15 protein-coding genes are annotated in these 16,354 nt (G+C 70.0%); 8 read left to right on the top strand and 7 right to left on the bottom strand.

The features are described from left to right. Positions 1 to 101: 101 nt before the first annotated feature. Genes ACQ3HE_RS09540 through ACQ3HE_RS09550 form a run of 3 tightly spaced genes read left to right on the top strand, consistent with a single transcriptional unit; the run spans position 102 to position 3,117 of the window. Complete coding sequence (locus tag ACQ3HE_RS09540; RefSeq protein WP_430892438.1) at positions 102 to 1,289, top strand: ATP-binding protein; 1,188 nt, start codon at positions 102 to 104, stop codon at positions 1,287 to 1,289. After that, the gene (locus tag ACQ3HE_RS09545) at positions 1,286 to 2,584 is read left to right on the top strand and encodes a tetratricopeptide repeat protein (protein ID WP_430892439.1); all 1,299 of its coding nucleotides are present in this window, start codon (positions 1,286 to 1,288) and stop codon (positions 2,582 to 2,584) included. Before ACQ3HE_RS09540 ends, ACQ3HE_RS09545 begins: the two co-directional genes overlap by 4 nt. Continuing rightward, a complete protein-coding gene (locus ACQ3HE_RS09550) occupies positions 2,581 to 3,117 on the top strand; it encodes a hypothetical protein (protein ID WP_430892440.1) in 537 nt (178 codons plus the stop codon). The genes ACQ3HE_RS09545 and ACQ3HE_RS09550 overlap by 4 nt, the downstream gene beginning before the upstream one ends. Here the strand turns inward: ACQ3HE_RS09550 and ACQ3HE_RS09555 are convergent. Continuing rightward, positions 3,105 to 3,698, bottom strand: coding sequence for a hypothetical protein (locus tag ACQ3HE_RS09555; RefSeq protein WP_430892441.1), 594 nt, complete (start codon positions 3,696 to 3,698; stop codon positions 3,105 to 3,107). The two genes, ACQ3HE_RS09550 and ACQ3HE_RS09555, sit on opposite strands and share 13 nt — an antisense overlap. Before the next feature lie 257 nt (positions 3,699 to 3,955). Further along, positions 3,956 to 5,227, bottom strand: a complete 1,272-nt coding sequence (locus ACQ3HE_RS09560; RefSeq protein ID WP_430892442.1) for an HNH endonuclease signature motif containing protein — start codon at positions 5,225 to 5,227, stop codon at positions 3,956 to 3,958. Between the two features lie 411 nt (positions 5,228 to 5,638). On the opposite strand from ACQ3HE_RS09560, the gene ACQ3HE_RS09565 reads away from it, so the two are divergent. Further along, a complete protein-coding gene (locus tag ACQ3HE_RS09565; protein ID WP_079704698.1) occupies positions 5,639 to 5,935 on the top strand; it encodes a hypothetical protein in 297 nt (98 codons plus the stop codon). Between the two features lie 28 nt (positions 5,936 to 5,963). Here ACQ3HE_RS09565 and ACQ3HE_RS09570 read toward each other — a convergent pair whose 3' ends face one another. The 3 genes from ACQ3HE_RS09570 to ACQ3HE_RS09580 form a co-directional block, all read right to left on the bottom strand. Beyond that, positions 5,964 to 6,155 (bottom strand): YbdD/YjiX family protein, encoded by a 192-nt coding sequence (locus ACQ3HE_RS09570; RefSeq protein ID WP_426738131.1) that lies wholly within the window; start codon positions 6,153 to 6,155, stop codon positions 5,964 to 5,966. Then, the gene (locus ACQ3HE_RS09575; RefSeq protein WP_137242608.1) at positions 6,155 to 8,476 is read right to left on the bottom strand and encodes a carbon starvation CstA family protein; all 2,322 of its coding nucleotides are present in this window, start codon (positions 8,474 to 8,476) and stop codon (positions 6,155 to 6,157) included. The genes ACQ3HE_RS09570 and ACQ3HE_RS09575 overlap by 1 nt, the downstream gene beginning before the upstream one ends. Positions 8,477 to 8,553: 77 nt before the next feature. Beyond that, entirely contained in the window at positions 8,554 to 9,561 is a 1,008-nt protein-coding gene (locus ACQ3HE_RS09580; RefSeq protein WP_430892443.1) for a LacI family DNA-binding transcriptional regulator, read from the bottom strand. A 110-nt stretch (positions 9,562 to 9,671) separates the two neighbouring features. On the opposite strand from ACQ3HE_RS09580, the gene ACQ3HE_RS09585 reads away from it, so the two are divergent. The 4 genes from ACQ3HE_RS09585 (at position 9,672) to ACQ3HE_RS09600 (ending at position 13,693) form a co-directional block, all read left to right on the top strand. Then, a complete protein-coding gene (locus tag ACQ3HE_RS09585) occupies positions 9,672 to 10,718 on the top strand; it encodes an alpha/beta hydrolase (protein ID WP_430892444.1) in 1,047 nt (348 codons plus the stop codon). Beyond that, positions 10,715 to 11,731: an alpha/beta hydrolase gene (locus tag ACQ3HE_RS09590; RefSeq protein ID WP_430892445.1), complete on the top strand. Its 1,017-nt coding sequence runs from the start codon at positions 10,715 to 10,717 to the stop codon at positions 11,729 to 11,731. Before ACQ3HE_RS09585 ends, ACQ3HE_RS09590 begins: the two co-directional genes overlap by 4 nt. After that, positions 11,731 to 13,059 (top strand): MFS transporter, encoded by a 1,329-nt coding sequence (locus tag ACQ3HE_RS09595; RefSeq protein WP_430892446.1) that lies wholly within the window; start codon positions 11,731 to 11,733, stop codon positions 13,057 to 13,059. Before ACQ3HE_RS09590 ends, ACQ3HE_RS09595 begins: the two co-directional genes overlap by 1 nt. Positions 13,060 to 13,186: 127 nt before the next feature. Continuing rightward, positions 13,187 to 13,693, top strand: coding sequence for a hypothetical protein (locus ACQ3HE_RS09600; RefSeq protein WP_430892447.1), 507 nt, complete (start codon positions 13,187 to 13,189; stop codon positions 13,691 to 13,693). Positions 13,694 to 13,708: 15 nt separating this feature from the next. Here ACQ3HE_RS09600 and ACQ3HE_RS09605 read toward each other — a convergent pair whose 3' ends face one another. Both ACQ3HE_RS09605 and rffA read right to left on the bottom strand, forming a co-directional pair. Beyond that, a complete protein-coding gene (locus ACQ3HE_RS09605; RefSeq protein WP_430892448.1) occupies positions 13,709 to 14,935 on the bottom strand; it encodes a rhamnosyltransferase WsaF family glycosyltransferase in 1,227 nt (408 codons plus the stop codon). After that, positions 14,932 to 16,155 carry a dTDP-4-amino-4,6-dideoxygalactose transaminase gene (gene rffA / locus ACQ3HE_RS09610; RefSeq protein ID WP_430892449.1) on the bottom strand — a complete coding sequence of 408 codons (1,224 nt, stop codon included), beginning with the start codon at positions 16,153 to 16,155 and terminating at the stop codon, positions 14,932 to 14,934. Before rffA ends, ACQ3HE_RS09605 begins: the two co-directional genes overlap by 4 nt. Positions 16,156 to 16,354 lie beyond the last annotated feature (199 nt).

The raw sequence follows: 16,354 nt of genomic DNA on the forward strand, positions 1-16,354 counted from the left end.
GTGCGCTCCCCCTCCGCCCGCTCAATGCCGGCGGACACCTGTCGCCGATCAGTGTGCCGCTGGCAGGATGGTCGGAATCGCACATCGACCGGGGGGACGACATGACGCAGGACGAGGACTTCCTCGAGGTGATCGCGGCGGAGGTCGCGCAGGATCCGCAGAACGCCGCGCTCCGCGAGGACTTCGTCACCCTGCTGCTGCAGCACGACGTCGACCGCGCGGCGCAGGAGGTGACGACCTTCGAGCGACTCGGGGGCGACCCGGCGCGGGTCCGGCTTTTGCGCGCCCGCGTGATGGCGGCGCGACTCCGGGGAACAGCGACCGACACCTCGATCGAGCCCGACCGCTCGGCGATCCCCGCCCCGTCGGCAGCCGAAACCGCCACCATGCCGATCGACCAGCCGAGCCTCTGGGACGCGGAACGACCAGCCGTCACGCTCGCGGACGTGGCGGGACTCGCCGACGTGAAGCAGCACCTCGACTCGACGTTCCTCGCGCCACTCCGCAACCCGGAGCTCGCCGCAGCGTTCGGGCAGAAGCCCGGCGGTTCACTGCTCATGTACGGTCCGCCCGGCTGCGGCAAGACGTTCATCGCCAAGGCGATCGCCGGTGACCTCGGGGCGTCCTTCATCCACGTCACCCTCGCCGACCTGCTGAGCAAGTGGCTGGGTGACAGCGAGAAGGCGATCCAGAGTGTCTTCCACGATGCTCGGGCCGCCGCTCCATGCGTCATCTTCTTCGACGAGTTCGACGCTCTCGGTGGCCGCCGCACGTCCGGGGGCGGATCGCAGTCGATGCGTACGATCGTGACGCAGCTGCTCGAGGAGCTCGACGGAGTGGCGGACGAGAACGACGGCGTCTACTTCCTCGCCGCGACCAACCGCCCGTGGGACATCGATCCGGCGTTGCGGCGCCCAGGCCGCATCGACAAGACCGTCCTGGTGCTCCCGCCCGACGCCGTCGCCAGAGCGGCCATCCTGCAGGGCGGCCTCGACGGCAAACCGACGGACGAGGTCGATGTGATCGCAGCGGCCGCAGCGACTGAGGGCTTCTCCGGTGCCGACATCGCTCAGGTGACCAGGATCGCACTGCAGCAGTCACTCACCGCCTCGATGAACGCTGGCACCATCGTGCCGGTCACGACGCAGGCCTTGCTCGACGCCGCAGCCGGACTCACCCCCTCGACGGCATCATGGTTCGACCAGGTCGCACCGGTGCTCGAATACGGTGTCGACGACGGCACCTTCGCCCAGCTCCGGGCGTACCGCGTGCAGCACGGGCTCCGATGAGCGACCCCGTCGGCGTCGAACGCGAGGCCATCGAACACGACCGCGACCTCGCCTGGGAGCTCTACGACTTCCAGCCCGAACACCCGCGGATCCCCGAGCTGGCGATGAGCGTCCTCGCCCGGGCGCCGCAGTTCACCGGGATGATCATCCTGCTCTCCATGCACCGGCAGGCCTGCGGCGACGTCGATGAGGCCAGACGCCTCCTCCGGGAGTTGCTCGGCCGACGCGACCGACAGTTCCTCGGTGCACTGCGTCGCCTGCGCGATCTCGAAGGGTCCGAGGGCGACTTCGCGGAGGCCATGCGACTCGGTGAACTCGTCCTCCGCGAGGACCCGGAGGCGGACTGGTTCGACCACATGGACCACGCGGCCGCCGTCGCGATGGCAGCCGATCCCCAGCGCGGGTGGGCACTCATGGACGACGCGGTCGAGCTCGCTGGCCGGACCGCCCCGGAGGCCCACGCCGGCGCGCTCGGACTCCGAGCCGTGCACTTCCTGTCGACGGGCACCCCACCCGGTCGATTCCTCGTCGCCGCGCAGCAGGCGATCGAGGCGGATCCGAGCGAGACGACGCTCTCGACGGCACTGGCCTTCGCCTATCTCTACGACTACCGTCCGCAGGAGGCCCTGGAACTCCTCGCCCGGGTCCTGCGTGAGGACCCGATGGACGAGGTCGCCCAGGGCGGGATGATCGTCGCGCGGGCGTTCCTCGATCCCATCGAGCGTGGCGTCGGGACGATGGACGACCTGCGCCGGGCCGGCATGGGCGAGATCGCCTGGCGGATCCTGCGCGACAAGCTCTTCGAGGCCGGGCTCGCCGACGCATTGGCCGCTCTGGACCCACTGCTCCCGGAGGAGCTGGCGGCCTCGCTGCGCCCGTCGCTCGACCTCGACGCCGCGGGCGCGAGCGGCGGTGACGACAAGGTGCTCGCCTGGCACGACGGGCAGCTCCCCGGTACCGGCGGGCGCTGGGGCGACGGCAGCCCGTTCCGTCTCATGAGCGGCGCCGAGATCGGCGAGATGGACGAGGCGATCGAACGGGACCCGGAAGCGTGGCCGCAGTGGGATGCCGAGCACGACTACTACACGCAGCTTTTCACCGACGATGCGGGCGCCTACCTCATCGAGGGTTCAGGCGGACGGCTCATCCGTCGTGCCGCCGGACGTGACGACGAAGAGGTGGCCGCGAGCCTCACCGACTGGTTGTGGGACCGCGTCGTCGCCTTCGGCGGCGACGACCCGCGCCCGGGTCGCTCAACGATCGCGACGGATGCGCAGACGGCGGACCAGTCGTGAAGCGGGAGGAGTTGCGGACCCTGGGTGAGAGCTACCGACGCATCGGCGTCGTCGGCACGGTGACCGGTGTCATGTGGCTCGTGACCGGAGCAGGCTGGCTCTGGATGTCGCCGTTCACCTTCTCGCGTGCGGAGACGCGCGGTACCGGCGACTCGGGTGACCGGGGCACGTTCATCTTCCCGGCTGAGACGGGGCTCCCCGTCGTGGCGGTCTGCTACAGCCTGGCGTTCCTCAACGTCCTCATGCAGTGGTCGATCGGGCGACGCGACCACGGTGCAGCGCGCACCCGCGCCATGCAGGTCTCGGGCGGGACCGCGTTCTTCGCGACGGTGGCGCTCGTCTGCATGATGATCCGCGCCGGCGAGGTCGAGGACCTGCTGTTCTGGTTCCCACCGATCCTCGCACTGGTGGCCGGTCTCGTTGCGGCGCTCGCGCTCTTCGCCGCGCGCACCGCGGACACCGAACGTGCTGCGGCGCTCAACGGGTCGACACCCTCGGACGAACCTGGCGAGCCCTCCGTTCACCGAACCTGAGCCAGGTCGGCCGCAGGCCAGGACCAGACGACGTCGACGGCCGCCTGTTCCTTCACCGCGGTCCGACGACGGGACGCGTCGCGCTTCGTCGTGGGCGTCGGAGGCCAGTTCCAGATCCAATCCTTCGGCACCAGGTGGAAGGCCAGCGTCGCCTGCTCGCGCTCCTCGTCGACCACGAGGACGAGTGCCGCGCCACGATCGCGGACACGCCACACCACCACCCCGCGCGGTGTCGTCGCGTGCGCTCCGACTTCGGCGAGACGCCGCCCGTACGGGTCCTCATCCGGGTCGAGCACGGTCTCCCGGTGGATGTGGTCCCCGCCGAAGAGGTGGATGCAGTCCTGTTGCAGTGCCGCACAGAGTTCGCGCAGCCGCTCGAGCCCTGATCGGTCCGTCGCGCTGCAGGCGGCCAGGGGGAAGATCACGAGCGCACCACGGTCGATGGCAGGGACGCCGAGCAGCGGCCACAGCGACGGGTGGGTCGCGGCTTCACGGGGCGTGAGGCCGACGATCGCATCGAGGATCCGCAGACCGTCCGAGATGCGTTCGAACTCCGGGGATGCATCGGTCGGTCCGGCCATCCGCCCAGGCTACCGAGCCGTCGGCGGTGAGGGGTGTGCACGCCTGCATCGAGCGGCACACGCAGGACGGTCCAACCCCGAGCGCCCCAGCGGCTACGCGGGCACGCCCTACCCGGTCACTGAGCTTGTCGAAGAGCCCACGAGGAACCCTTCGACAGGCTCAGGGACCGAAACGTTCACGGTGAACCTCTTCCGGTCACTGAGCTTGTCGAAGTGCCCACGAGGAACCCTTCGACAGGCTCAGGGACCGGAGCTGGTCAGAACGGTGCGGGGTCCGGCTCGGTCCGGTGGCGCTTCCCATCAGGTGTCGTCCAGTCGAGGACCCCGCCGGGCCCGTGGTCGAGGTTCCATCCGGGCAGGTGCTTCATCCGATGGTGATGTCGGCAGAGACACGCGAGGTTGCCGACATCCGTGGTGCCGCCGTCCTCCCAAGTGACCGAGTGATCGAGGTCGCAGGCTCTGGCTCGTCGCCCGCAGCCCGGTGCGCGACAGGTGCCGTCTCGCAAACGCACCGCCCGCTGGAGATCAGCCGGGACCCGGTACTGGTTCCGCCCCACGGAGAGGATCGCGCCGGTCTCGGGTTGGACGAGGATCCGGGTGAAGCTGGGTGCGTTCACCGCGATGCGTGCCGCGGTCTCCGGGTCGATGGGGCCGTAGCCGTCGAGGGTGGCCGGGGTGTCCGAGACTCCGGCCATGGTGAGCGCCGGGACCGTGATCTGCACGGTCGGCCTGATGTGCTCCTGCACTTCGATCGGGTGCGGGAGCACCGGGCTCGACATGACGTCGTCAGGGGTCACACCGGTGAGGGCCAGGGCTGCGAGGGCGTCCGCCTGCAGCTGAGCGCACGTCCGGGTGTCGCCAGCCGCACGTGATTCCGCTGCCGCTGCTTCGACGCGCTCGATGATGCCCTGCGCGATGGGTGCCGTGGTGAAGAGGTGTACCCAGGCCATGCCGTCGGCTGCGGGCTCGAACTCGACCCGGCGGTCGGCCTCGGAACGCTTGGCGCGTGCGGTGATCGATTCCGGGTGGAGCCGTTCGCGCAGGACGCGAGCGCGGTGCCGGAGGTACGAGGCGGTCGCGCTCTCGGCGACCGGCAGTACCTGTTCGAGGAACACCGCCCGACCCGCGGCCGGGACGTCGCAGAGTTGGTCGGTGATCACCTGTGCATGCAGCGCCGAGATACGGCCGGCCTCCAGGGACTCGAACACGGCGGGTGCGTCGTTGACGAGGCGTTCGGCGTCGTTCGTCGCACGCTGGATCGTCCGTTCCGGTGTCCGGGTCGCCATCGCGAGAGCAGCGCAGGTCGACCGGCGAGAGAGTGCCTGGCGCTCGGCCGGCGGGAAGATCGCCGGGACCGTGGCATCCGCGAAGGCGTCCGCATAGGCGGCGGAGCGGGCCAGGAGGCCCGCTTTCCGGGCGTCCAGGACGGCCTGCTGGCGGTGGAGCTCAGCCCACTGGTCCGAGAACTCCGCGAGCTGCGCGGCGTACTCGTCGCCGACGTGGACTGCGGCGGAGGTGCTCTCGGTCATGGAACCAGTCCACCATGAACCACTGACATTCCAGATGCTGAGTCGACGCGGTTGTGGAAGTTGCTCGTGGGCCCTTCGACAAGCTCAGGGACCGGGAGAAGATCACCGGAGCAGGAGATCCGTCGTGTGCCCTTCGACAGGCTCAGGGACCGGGAGAAGATCACCGGAGCAGGAGGTCCCTCGTGGGCCCTTCGACAAGCTCAGGGACCGGGAGAAGATCACCGGAGCAGGAGGTCCCTCGTGGGCCCTTCGACAAGCTCAGGGACCGGGAGAAGATCACCGGAGCAGGAGATCCGTCGTGTGCCCTTCGACAGGCTCAGGGACCGGGAAAGGATCACCGGATTCGGGAGGTCCCTCGGCAGGGACCGGAAGGGGTTCGTCCCGGAACCCGACGTTCCGTAGGCTGGACGGGTGAAGCTCATCGCCACCGTCCGCGACCGCGCGACCATCACCACCGAAGCCTCCGCACCCGACGTCGCCGCCTTGCGTGCCGCCGTCCTCGCCTCCACCCCGCCCGGTCACGCCCTCGCCGGGCTGCACGGCGGCGGCCGGGTGAACGGCGACCTCGTCGGCACCGCGGTCTTCCGACCGACGGCAACCCGCACCATCGAGGCAGAGGGCCGCGACTACCCGAGCGCTCGCAAGGCTCTCGAGGCGCTCGTGCCGGAGGAGCAGGTCGTCCTCTCCGTCCACGCGGTGGACCAGTAGGACGCGACGGCACGAGCGCCCCGCGCGTTCAGCAGCAGCGAGAACCGGGCGTCCGGTCCTGCTCCGCGAAGCGCTCCCGCCAGAATGTGCGCTCGTCGGGAACCGGTGCGTCGGGATGGACGCGACGCTGGTGGTCCACGAACGTGGCGTAGGCGGTGTCACCCATGAGCGAGGTGACGAACCACCGCACCGACGCCCAACCCCGCCGCAAGCCGGCCATCAGTGCCCCGACCGCGCGGGTCGCTTGTCGGCGTCCACGGTCGACCACTCGCGCTCGAGCACCTTCTCCGCCTTCGTGGCGATGAGCCCCGACGGCGCGTACCGTCGCGACGGCAGCGCCGGATCCTCCGAACTCGGCCCGCCACCCGAGCGGAACGACCGCACGGTGTGGAGGATCGCGAAGAAGATGACGATGATCGCGAGGGTCACGAACAGGATCGAGAGCACCCCCTGCACGGTGGTGTTCCGCACGACCGCCTCCATCGCCGCCCGCGTCGGTGCATTTCCGAAGCTGTCCTCGCCCGCCGCGAGCGCCTCACGGAACGCCGCGTTCTGCGCCCAGTAGCCGACGGCCGGAACCGGCGAGAAGATCTTGAACATCGACGCGGTGATCGTCACCACGGCGGTGAACGCCAGCGGGACGGCGACGATCCACAGCCAGCGGAAGTTCCCGCGTTTCGCCACGATCGCCATGCACACGGCGAGCGCGATGGCGGCGAGTAGCTGGTTCGCGATGCCGAACAGCGGGAAGAGGGTGTTGATGCCGCCGAGTGGATCGGTGACGCCCATGATGAGGATCGCTCCCCACGCCGCCACCATGACCGCGGTGCAGATCCACGCTCCGACCCGCCAGTCCGGGTCGCGGAACTTCGGGATGATGTTGCCGAAGGTGTCCTGCAGCATGAAGCGTGCCACGCGCGTCCCAGCGTCGACCGCGGTGAGGATGAACAGCGCCTCGAACATGATCGCGAAGTGGTACCAGAACGACATGAGCGACGTGCCGCCGATGAGTTGCTGCATGATGTGCGCGAGGCCGAGGGCGAGCGTCGGCGCACCGCCGGTGCGGGAGACGATCGACTCCTCCCCCACGTTCGCCGCCGTCTGCGTGAGCACGTCGGGCGTGAGGTTCACTCCGGCGAGGCCGAGCGAGTTCACGAAGGCGACCGCGCCCTCGACGGTGCCGCCCGTGGCCGCTGCGGAGGAGTTCATCGCGAAGTAGATGCCGCGGTCGATCGACAGCGCCGCGACGAGGGCCATGATCGCGACGAACGACTCCATGAGCATGCCGCCGTACCCGATGAAACGGGTCTGGCGCTCCTTCTCGATCAGCTTGGGCGTGGTGCCGGACGCGATGAGCGCGTGGAAGCCGGAGAGGGCGCCGCACGCGATCGTGACGAAGAGGAACGGGAACAGCGAGCCGCTCACGACCGGGCCGGCGTCGCCACCGGCGAACTCGCTGAACGCCGGCACCGTGATCTCCGGGCGGACGAGGACGATCGCGCCCGCGAGCATGACGATCGTGCCGATCTTCATGAACGTGGAGAGGTAGTCGCGTGGTGCGAGGAGCAGCCACACCGGCAGGATCGCGGCGACGAAGCCGTAGACGATGATCCCGACGGCGATGACCGTGCGGTCGAGGGTGAACGCCGCGGCGCCCCACTCGGTCTCGGCGACCCAGCCGCCGGCGACGATCGCGAACATGAGCAGGACGAAACCGATGATCGAGATCTCGGTGATCTTGCCTGGCCGGATGAAGCGCAGGTACACGCCCATGAAGAGTGCGATCGGGATCGTCATGGAGACGCTGAAGACACCCCACGGGCTCTCGCCGAGCGCGTTGACGACCACGAGGGCGAGGATCGCGACGATGATGACCATGATCGCGAGCGTCGCGATGATCGCCGCCGTCCCGCCGATCACACCGAGTTCGTCGCGCGCCATCTGGCCGAGGGAGCGGCCGCCGCGGCGCATCGAGAAGAAGAGGACGAGGTAGTCCTGCACGGCACCCGCCAGGATCACGCCGATGATGATCCAGATGGTGCCGGGCAGGTAGCCCATCTGTGCCGCGAGCACCGGGCCGACGAGTGGACCGGCTCCGGCGATCGCCGCGAAGTGGTGGCCGTACAGCACCCGGCGGTCGGTGGGGACGAAGTCCTTGCCGTTGGCGAGGTACTCGGCCGGGGTGGCTCGTCGGTCGTCGGGGCGCAGCAGCTTGCGTTCGATGAGCTTCGAGTAGAAGCGGTAGGCGATGAGGTAGGTGCAGACCGCCGCGAAGACGAACCAGATCGCGTTGACCGTCTCACCCCGGACGAGGGCGAGCATCGTCCAGGCGAGACCGCCGAGCAAGGCGATGGCGACCCACAGGATCACTTTCGCCGGGGTCCATCTCGGGGCGAGGTCGGCCTCGTCGACCGCCGTGGGCGGCAGCTCCGGATCCTGGACCAGGACGGGTTCCGCCTCCCCGCCACCCGCGGGCTGCAGCGCTCCGTCCCGCTTCGATCCTGCGCGTGCTCGGTCCTGTCGTCCGGCGTCGTTGCCCATGACGATTCCTCCCTCAACGGTGGTGTTCGTGCGTCGAGGCTAACAGAGTCGCGGCGGCGGGCGCTCGCGAGGTCGGGTCAGACGCGGAAGGTGGTGCCTCGGACGACCAGGTCGGGTGCGAGCTGGACCGATGAGACGCGGGCGTGCTCACCCGAGAGCCGACCGAGCAGGAGATCGAGCGCCGCGTACCCGGACTCCTCGAACGGCTGGCGGACCGTCGTGAGGTCGAGCGCGGAAGCCAGCGGTCCGTCGTCGTAGCCGACGAGCGAGCGTCCCACGGGCAGGTGCGCGCCGGTGACGCGGAACGCCCGGTGCGCGGCGGCGGCCAGCTCGTCGTGATTGGCGACCACGGCGGTCGCTTCCGGATCGACCCGGAACGCCCGCTCGAGCGCGGCACCGACGGCTTCGACGAGGTCTGTCGCGGCGACGTCGGCCACGGCCTCGGAGACGGAGAGCAGGTGACCGAGGCCGCGCGCCCGCAGCATGCCGGCCGACACGTACTCCTCGGAGCGTTGCGGCTCGTGGAGGAACATCACGCGTTCGTGACCGAGCTCCGCGAGATGTCGCGCGATGAGTTCACCACCCCGTTCGTCGTCGATGAGGACGGAGGGCAGCCCGAGCCGCCGCTGCGCGCCGTCCGGGACGTCGACGAGGACGACCGGCGGGCCGGGGAGCGCCTTCGACTCCAACGCGGCCGGTGACAGCGGCACGCCCATCACCACGATGCCGTCGATCCCCGCTCGCATGGGCAGCGCGTCGAGGACGGGACTGTCGCTCCCCGCCGCCGAGGGGAGGTCGTGCACGACGATCTCGACCGAGTCCATCGCGGCGCGCTCCATGATCCCCGAGAGTCGCCGGTAGTAGGAGGCGTAACTCGAGAACGGCGCAGCGACGGCGATCCGCTGAGCACCGCTCGCGGCGGCACCACCGCGGTAACCGAGCTCCGTCGCTGCGGCGATGACCGATCGTCGCGTCGCCTCGTTCACCCGCTGCGGGTGGTTGATGGCCAGGGAGACGGTCGAGATGCTCACGCCGGCACGCTTGGCCACCGCGTAGATCGTCGCCTTCTGCGGTCGCTCGTCCATGGCGCACCTCCTCCGACGATCCTAGCTCGTAAAAAGTTCTTTGATCGAAGTTCTTCGATAGCGGATACTCGAACCGGACACGGCATCGATGCCGGGATCGGAGGAACACCATGGCTCGGAGCAAGCCCGCCGTCGACGCGTTCGTCACGGCGATCACCGGGCGTCTGGCAGCGCTGCAGACGCCCGAGCCGAAGGATCCCGCCGGGCGGCGTGCACACGCGGCCGCCTTCGACCGGGTGTCCTCCGAGGCGCTCGGCACCGAGACCCTCGTGGCAGCGACCGAGGACCACACCGTCCGAGTGCCCGGCCACCCGGACGCACGGCTCCGCGTCTACTGGCCCGACCAGCAGCGACTCCCCGCCCTGGCCGACGGTGTGTCCGGTGGCCGACCCGTCCTCGTGTACTTCTTCGGCGGTGGCTTCACGATCGCCGGGATCGACTGGATCGGTTGGGACGCCGGGTTCCGTCGCCGCGCCAGGGAGGCCGGTGTCATCATCGTCGCCGGCGAGTACTCCTTGGCCCCGGAGGTCCGGTACCCCGCACAGCCGGAGCAGTGCTGGTCCGTGTTCGAGTGGGCGGCCGAACACGCGCGTTCACTCGGCGGTGACCCCGACCGACTCGCGATCGGCGGTGCATCATCGGGCGGGAACCTCGCCGCCGCCGTGACCCTCATGAACCGGGACCGCACCAAGCGGCCGATCCGGCTGCAGCTGCTCGAGGCTCCGGCGCTCGACCTGACGCGCGGACACCTCGACGCCCGCGGGATCACGCAGGTGCCGGGTGCCATCCTGCGTCGCCTCGCGCGCCAGCTCGTGCTCCAGTACCTGGGGCCGGACCGGGCGACGCAGCACGAACCGTACGCGTCGCCACTCCTCGCGACCGACCACCGGGATCTGCCACCGGCCGTCATCTACACGGCGGAGATGGACCCGCTCCGCGGAGACGGCGAGGCCTACGCCCGCGTGCTGAGCGAGGCCGGCGTGCCGGTGAGCTGCGTCCGTTACATCGGGCAGACGCACACCTCCGGCGGGCTGACCGGTCACGTCCCGGCCGCAGACCACCTGCACCGCGACGTCATCACGACCCTGCGGACGCTGCACGAGGAGCCGGTGAGCTACGGCGCGCCGCTCCGCGAGCCGGCGGAGGCCTCGCGGTGACGTCCGTGGAGGAGCTGCGGTTGGACCCGGGCATCCTCGCCTGGGCTGCGCGGATCGAGCAGCACGCGGAGCAGCTGCCGGCACTCCGCTCCTCGGACCTCGCCCTCCGTCGGCAGGCGGCGCGGCGGCTCTCCGACCTCCTGGCGGAGGAGTTCACCGAACCCGCGCCACCGTCGGTCGAGATCACCTCGAGCTGGATCGACGGACCGGCCGGGCCGCTCGAGCTCCGCCGGTACCGCCCGGAGGGGCTCCCGTCTCCGGCGCCGACCCAACTCGCGCTGCACGGCGGCGGCTTCACGTCCGGCACCGTCCACGAGCTCCTAAACGACCGACTGCTCGCAGCCAGGGCCTTCGCCGCCGGGATCCAGGTCGTCGCGCTCGGATACCGGCTCGCACCCGAGCACCCCTATCCGGCCGCCGTCGACGACACCATCCACGCCCTGCAGGTCCTGACCTCCGAAGCAGGCCCGAGCCGTTTCGACGTCGATCCAGGCCGCCTGGGCATCGCCGGCAACTCGGCGGGTGGCGGGATCGCGGCGAGCGCCGTCCTCCACCTGCGTGACTCGGGTGACCTCCCCCTCGTCCATCAGGCGCTCGAGGTCCCCGCGGTGTCGCTGACCCCGTCGGGCGACTCCGCCACACGGTACGCGCGCGGGTTCGGGCTGGACGACGCGGAGGCACTCGTGCCGCTCTACCTCGGCGGTCCGCGGGCGGCGGACGCCTATGCCTCCCCGCTCGAGGCCGGCGACCTCTCGGGCCTGCCACCCACGCTGATCCAAGTCGCCGAGCACGACCCGCTCCGCGACGCGGGTCTGGCGTACGGAGGCCGACTCGTGGAGGCGGGGGTCCCGACGATGACGTGGATCGGGCGCGGCCACGTCCATGCGTCGGGTGGTCTCACGGCCGTCATGGCGGGCGCGAGGGAGTGGCAAGCGGTCCAGGCCACCGCGCTCCGTGAGGCCTACGGGACGAACGCGCTCGCGCCCGAACCGACCCAGCCGAGGAGACGATGATGTCAGCTCACACCCCACCCACCGGTCCGTCCACGGGCCCCGTCGAGCCGGAGCCGCGGATCGGTGACGCCGTCCCCGTGGCGGCGGTCGATCCGGACGCCGTCCCCGGCTCACCGCAGGCGCGCGGCTTCCTGCCGCTGTTCGTCCTGGCCTGGTTCGGGGTCACGCTGGCGCTCGGCACCATCAGCGGGGCGTCGATCCCCAAGGCCCTCGCGTTCCTCGACGATGCGACCAAAGGGACGAACCTCTCGATCGTCGCGGCGGTCGGCGGCATCGTCATCATGATCATCACGCCGCTGTTCGGCCGGCTGTCCGACCGTTCGCGTTCGCGCTTCGGGATGCGGCGGCCGTGGATGCTCGGCGGTGCGATCGTGGCGCTCGGCGGGGTCGCGATCCTGGCGACGGGTGACAGCCTCGCGGTGACGATCCTGGGGTGGAGCATCGTGCAGCTCGGCTTCGGGGCGACGAACATGGCGGTGCACGCGCTGCTCGCCGATCAGATCCCGGCACGGATCAGGGCGCGCGTCGCGGCCGCCGCCAGCGTCTCGGGCGGGCTCGCCCTGATCGTCGGTGCGCAGATCGTCGCCGCCCTCCCCAATGACGCGCGGTGGACCTGGTTCGTCGTGCCGGGCCTGATCGGCGGCGTGCTGAGCACCGCGCTCGTGTTCGGGCTCCGGGACATCGTGCGGACTGTCCCTGCTCCGCCGTTGCGCGTGGCCGACATCCTGTCCACGTACTGGCTGAACCCCGTGCGCTATCGCGACTTCTTCTGGGCGTGGGCCTGCCGCCTGCTCGTGACGATGTCGATCGTCTCGGTGTCGATCTACCTGTTGTTCTTCATCATCGACCAGTTGGGCATCCCGAAGGAGCAGGCCTCGGGCGTCCAGGCGAACGCGCTCATCATCTTCACGGTCGGGAACATCGCCATGACGGTCCTGTTCGGTTGGATCTCCGACCGGACCGGGCGACGCAAGCCGATCGTGCTCGTCTCCAGCCTCCTGAGCGCGGTCGGACTCGGGGTCGCGATCATCTCCCCCGACGTCACCGTGTTCCTCGTCGGCATCTTCATCGTCGGAGCGGCGCAGGGGGCCTACGTGTCCGTCGACATCGCCCTCATGACGGAGGTCTTGCCGTCGTTCGACGAGGCCGGCAAGGACCTCGGCATCGTCTCACTGTCGTACCAGCTCCCACAGCTGCTCGTACCGATCGTCGCCGTCCCCCTGCTCGCGCTCGGTGGCGGGGAGAACTATCACGCGCTGTATGTCGCGGCGATCGTGTTCGCCGTCCTCGGCGGACTCGCCGTGCTGCCGATCAGGTCCGTGCGATGAGACCGGCACCTGCACGGTCAACGGATTGCAGGGGTTGGTTCCGGGGTGGTTTCCAGGTGAAGTCCACCCGGGGCGCAGGACCCGGAGTGACACTGGACCATACCCGACCTCTGACCACCGGATCCCCATGACCCTGCCGTTCCCAGCTTCGCCCGACGACACCCTGCGTCGGCGACCGCTCCGCGAGGCGCTCGCCGACGCCGTGCTGCAGGACTTCATCGACGACCTCCCGATCCCACTGCGACCGACCGACCTCGCGACCCGGCTCCTCTACCCGCGCTGGCAGGTGTACTCCGACATCCACGAGGGCAGACTCGTCGCCGAACGGGTCCGGAACAACAAACGGTTGTTGAAGATCGACGTCGAGCGGAACCGGGCGTGGATCGCTCGCGGGCTCGCCACCCGTCGGGCTCGCGCCGGGTCCGCCGTGGGCGAGGCGGGGCCCGAGTCGCCCGTCTCGGTCGTCATCGTGGATCCCGAGGCCCTCGCGCAGCTGAACACCCTCACGGCGACCGGCTTGAGCGTGCGGGAGGCGGTCGAGCTCGCGCTCACCGCCCTCGGCTCGCGCGAAGCGGCTACCACCGCCACGGTGCCCGACTTCGACTCGCGTGGCCGACAGGTGCGGGCGGGCTGACGCGGCGGAGGCTCGTCAGATCGACGTGCGCATCGCGCGCTCGAACTGCGCCACGAACTGCGTGCCCGGGTCGGACCAGTCCGCGGCGGTGATGGACGCCGAGATCCGCTTCGCGTGCTCGACCGCGTCGGGCCGTTCGACGATGTCGACGAGGCGACGGGCGATGGCCGCAGGCGACAACGGGACGTACTCGATGTGCTCGCTGTCGAGGACCCCGGTCGTGTTCGGGCTGTCATTGACGACGGGCACGACGCCGGAGGACATGATCTCCAGCGGCAGCAACGACATGTCGGTCAGCGAGAGGACGAGACCCGCGGCGCACCGGTTGTAGACCGCGTTGAGCTCCGAGATGTCCATCGCCGACCGGTTGACGAACGGGAACCCGGTCTCGTATCCCGACATGTCCCAGCCGACGAGGTTGATCGTGATGTCGGGCCGCAGCCGGTGGAACTCGGTCAGGGCGAGTTCGCCGATCTCCCAACCGCGTCGAGGAGTCGGCGGGCGGGCGTAGAACAGGATCTCGGTGCGGGGCGCGTCGTTCACGTGCGAGTAGTGCTGCTTGTCGACCGAGTAGTCGAAGTGGTCGCAGCTCATCCCGTACTCGTCCGCGACCTTCTGCGCGAGCCACGGCCCAGCGGAGAAGCCGTGGAACCCGAACCGGTAGGTGTTCTCCGCGAGCACGTACTCACTGCTGGCCGGGTAGAACCACGGTTCGAAGTCCTGCACGAAGGAGAACCGTTTGGCCGGCCCCTCGTAGCGGAACGCGGGGTAGGCCGTCTGCCAGTCGGAGGACACGACGACGTCCGCGCCCGGCGCGATGCCGATCGTCGGGTCGTACCGGACGAGGTCGGCCTGCAGCTCCGGGTACGCGCTGCTCGCGGCCATCATCGCCCTGATCCCGGGGATGTCGACCGCGGGCTGGGCCGACGCCTGGTACAGGTAGATCGTGAGCCGGTGCCCGGCGCGCTCGAGGAACTCCATGAACCGGAAGGCGTTCTGGTGCCCGCCCGAGGTCCGGCTCGGCGGCGAGATCAACCACGCCACCTCGTAGGGGCCCTCCGGGAACTCGACGGCGTTGAAGTTCCGCGGCACCGTCCAGTCCGCGGCGATGGCGTCGCTCGGGTACAGGTCCGTCGGCTTGCGCCGCATCGGGTTGAACCGTCCGTCGGCGAAGTGCGCGGCGCGCCAGAGCGTCGATCGGACGCCCTCGCCGCGGATGGCTCGGAGCCCCTGCCCGATCATGCCCATATGGAGTCCTGTCCCGTCGATGCCGTCGCTGCGAGTGCCGCAGGTGCTGCTGGTGCCGCTGGTGTCACGGGTCCGAACGCGCGGACCGCCGTGATGACCCGGTCCACCTCGTCGTCCGTCATGGCCGGCCACAACGGGAGCCGGACGAGACGCTCGGCGAACCGGACCGCGTGCTGCGGCTCGGTGACCACTCTGCCGTAGCGCCGGCCCGCCGCGCTCGAGTGCAGTGGCACGTAGTGGAAGGCCGCTCCGACACCGTGCGCCTGGAGGTGACGCAGGAACTCCTGCTGCACCTGCGCATCCGGCAGCAGGAGGAAGAACAGGTGCGCGGCATGCACGCCACCGGGCGGGTCCATGAGCGTCGCGCCGCGATCGTGAGCCCACTCGGCGAGTTCGGCCGCATAGCGGTCCCAGATGCGATGCCGATGCCCCTGGATGACGTCGAAGTCGCGGAGCTGGGCGTCGAGGACGGCGGCGTTGAGCTCGCTCGGCAGGTAGCTCGACCCGAGGTCCGCCCAGCTGTACTTGTCGACCTGCCCGCGGAGGAACTGGGCCCGATCGGTCCCCTTCTCGCGCATGATCTCGGCGCGGAGGAGGACGGTCTCGTCGGAGATGAGCAGGGCGCCGCCCTCGCCGCAGTGCACGTTCTTCGTGTCGTGGAAGCTCTGGGCCGCCATCGCTCCGACCGTGCCGAGGCGGACACCGTCGCCGGCGACCCCGAGGCCGTGCGCATTGTCCTCGAGCAGGTGCAGCCCGTGCTCGCCCGTGAGCTGCTGGAACGCGGGCACGTCCACGGGGACACCGCCGTAGTGCATGACCGAGATCGCCCGCGTGCGTGGTCCGATGGCGTCGGCGACGTGCTGGGGATCCAGGTTGCCCGTCACCGGGTCGCTGTCGACGAAGACCGGCGTCGCTCCGGCGAGGACGACCGCGTTCGCCGCCGACGGGAAGGTGAAGGTCGGCAGGATGACCTCGTCGCCGGGACCGACGCCGATCAGGCGGGTCATCATCTCGAGCGCGTGGGTCCCCGAGGTGGTCAGGAGCACGTGCGGCGCGCCCGTGAGGTCCCTGAGGCGCTCGGATGCCGACGCGGTGAAGGCACCGTCGCCGTGGACGTGGTCTCCGGCGAGGACGCGTTCGAGCTGTTCGAGTTCGCCCGCGGCGTGGAAGGGCTTCGACAGCGGGATCCGCTGCTCCACGCGCACTCGTGTCATGACTGTTCTCGCATCGTGCTTCCCCCGGACGTTCGATCGACACCCTCGATGTCGATGCTCCGAGTGGCGCGCACGTCACCGGGGCGCTTCAGTATCCGCCCGGGTCGGCGCGACGCGCATCCTGCTGCGGGCTATTCCACCCCCGCCACCTGGCGGGTTCAGCCTCCCGGCCGTCGCCGCCCGGTTCCCGGGACTCGTA

Origin of the sequence: Plantibacter auratus, assembly GCF_050587365.1 — a bacterium.
Taxonomy (GTDB): Bacteria; Actinomycetota; Actinomycetes; order Actinomycetales; family Microbacteriaceae; genus Plantibacter; species Plantibacter auratus.

Bases quoted from the DNA above. Each gene is read 5' to 3' on its own strand.
- ACQ3HE_RS09540 (WP_430892438.1), top strand. From the start codon at position 102: ATGACGCAGGACGAGGACTTCCTCGAGGTGATCGCGGCGGAGGTCGCG.
- ACQ3HE_RS09545 (WP_430892439.1), top strand. From the start codon at position 1,286: ATGAGCGACCCCGTCGGCGTCGAACGCGAGGCCATCGAACACGACCGC.
- ACQ3HE_RS09555 (WP_430892441.1), bottom strand. From the start codon at position 3,698: ATGGCCGGACCGACCGATGCATCCCCGGAGTTCGAACGCATCTCGGAC.
- ACQ3HE_RS09560 (WP_430892442.1), bottom strand. From the start codon at position 5,227: ATGACCGAGAGCACCTCCGCCGCAGTCCACGTCGGCGACGAGTACGCC.
- ACQ3HE_RS09570 (WP_426738131.1), bottom strand. From the start codon at position 6,155: ATGGCCGGCTTGCGGCGGGGTTGGGCGTCGGTGCGGTGGTTCGTCACC.
- ACQ3HE_RS09575 (WP_137242608.1), bottom strand. From the start codon at position 8,476: ATGGGCAACGACGCCGGACGACAGGACCGAGCACGCGCAGGATCGAAG.
- ACQ3HE_RS09580 (WP_430892443.1), bottom strand. From the start codon at position 9,561: ATGGACGAGCGACCGCAGAAGGCGACGATCTACGCGGTGGCCAAGCGT.
- ACQ3HE_RS09585 (WP_430892444.1), top strand. From the start codon at position 9,672: ATGGCTCGGAGCAAGCCCGCCGTCGACGCGTTCGTCACGGCGATCACC.
- ACQ3HE_RS09595 (WP_430892446.1), top strand. From the start codon at position 11,731: ATGTCAGCTCACACCCCACCCACCGGTCCGTCCACGGGCCCCGTCGAG.
- ACQ3HE_RS09600 (WP_430892447.1), top strand. From the start codon at position 13,187: ATGACCCTGCCGTTCCCAGCTTCGCCCGACGACACCCTGCGTCGGCGA.
- ACQ3HE_RS09605 (WP_430892448.1), bottom strand. From the start codon at position 14,935: ATGATCGGGCAGGGGCTCCGAGCCATCCGCGGCGAGGGCGTCCGATCG.
- rffA (WP_430892449.1), bottom strand. From the start codon at position 16,155: ATGACACGAGTGCGCGTGGAGCAGCGGATCCCGCTGTCGAAGCCCTTC.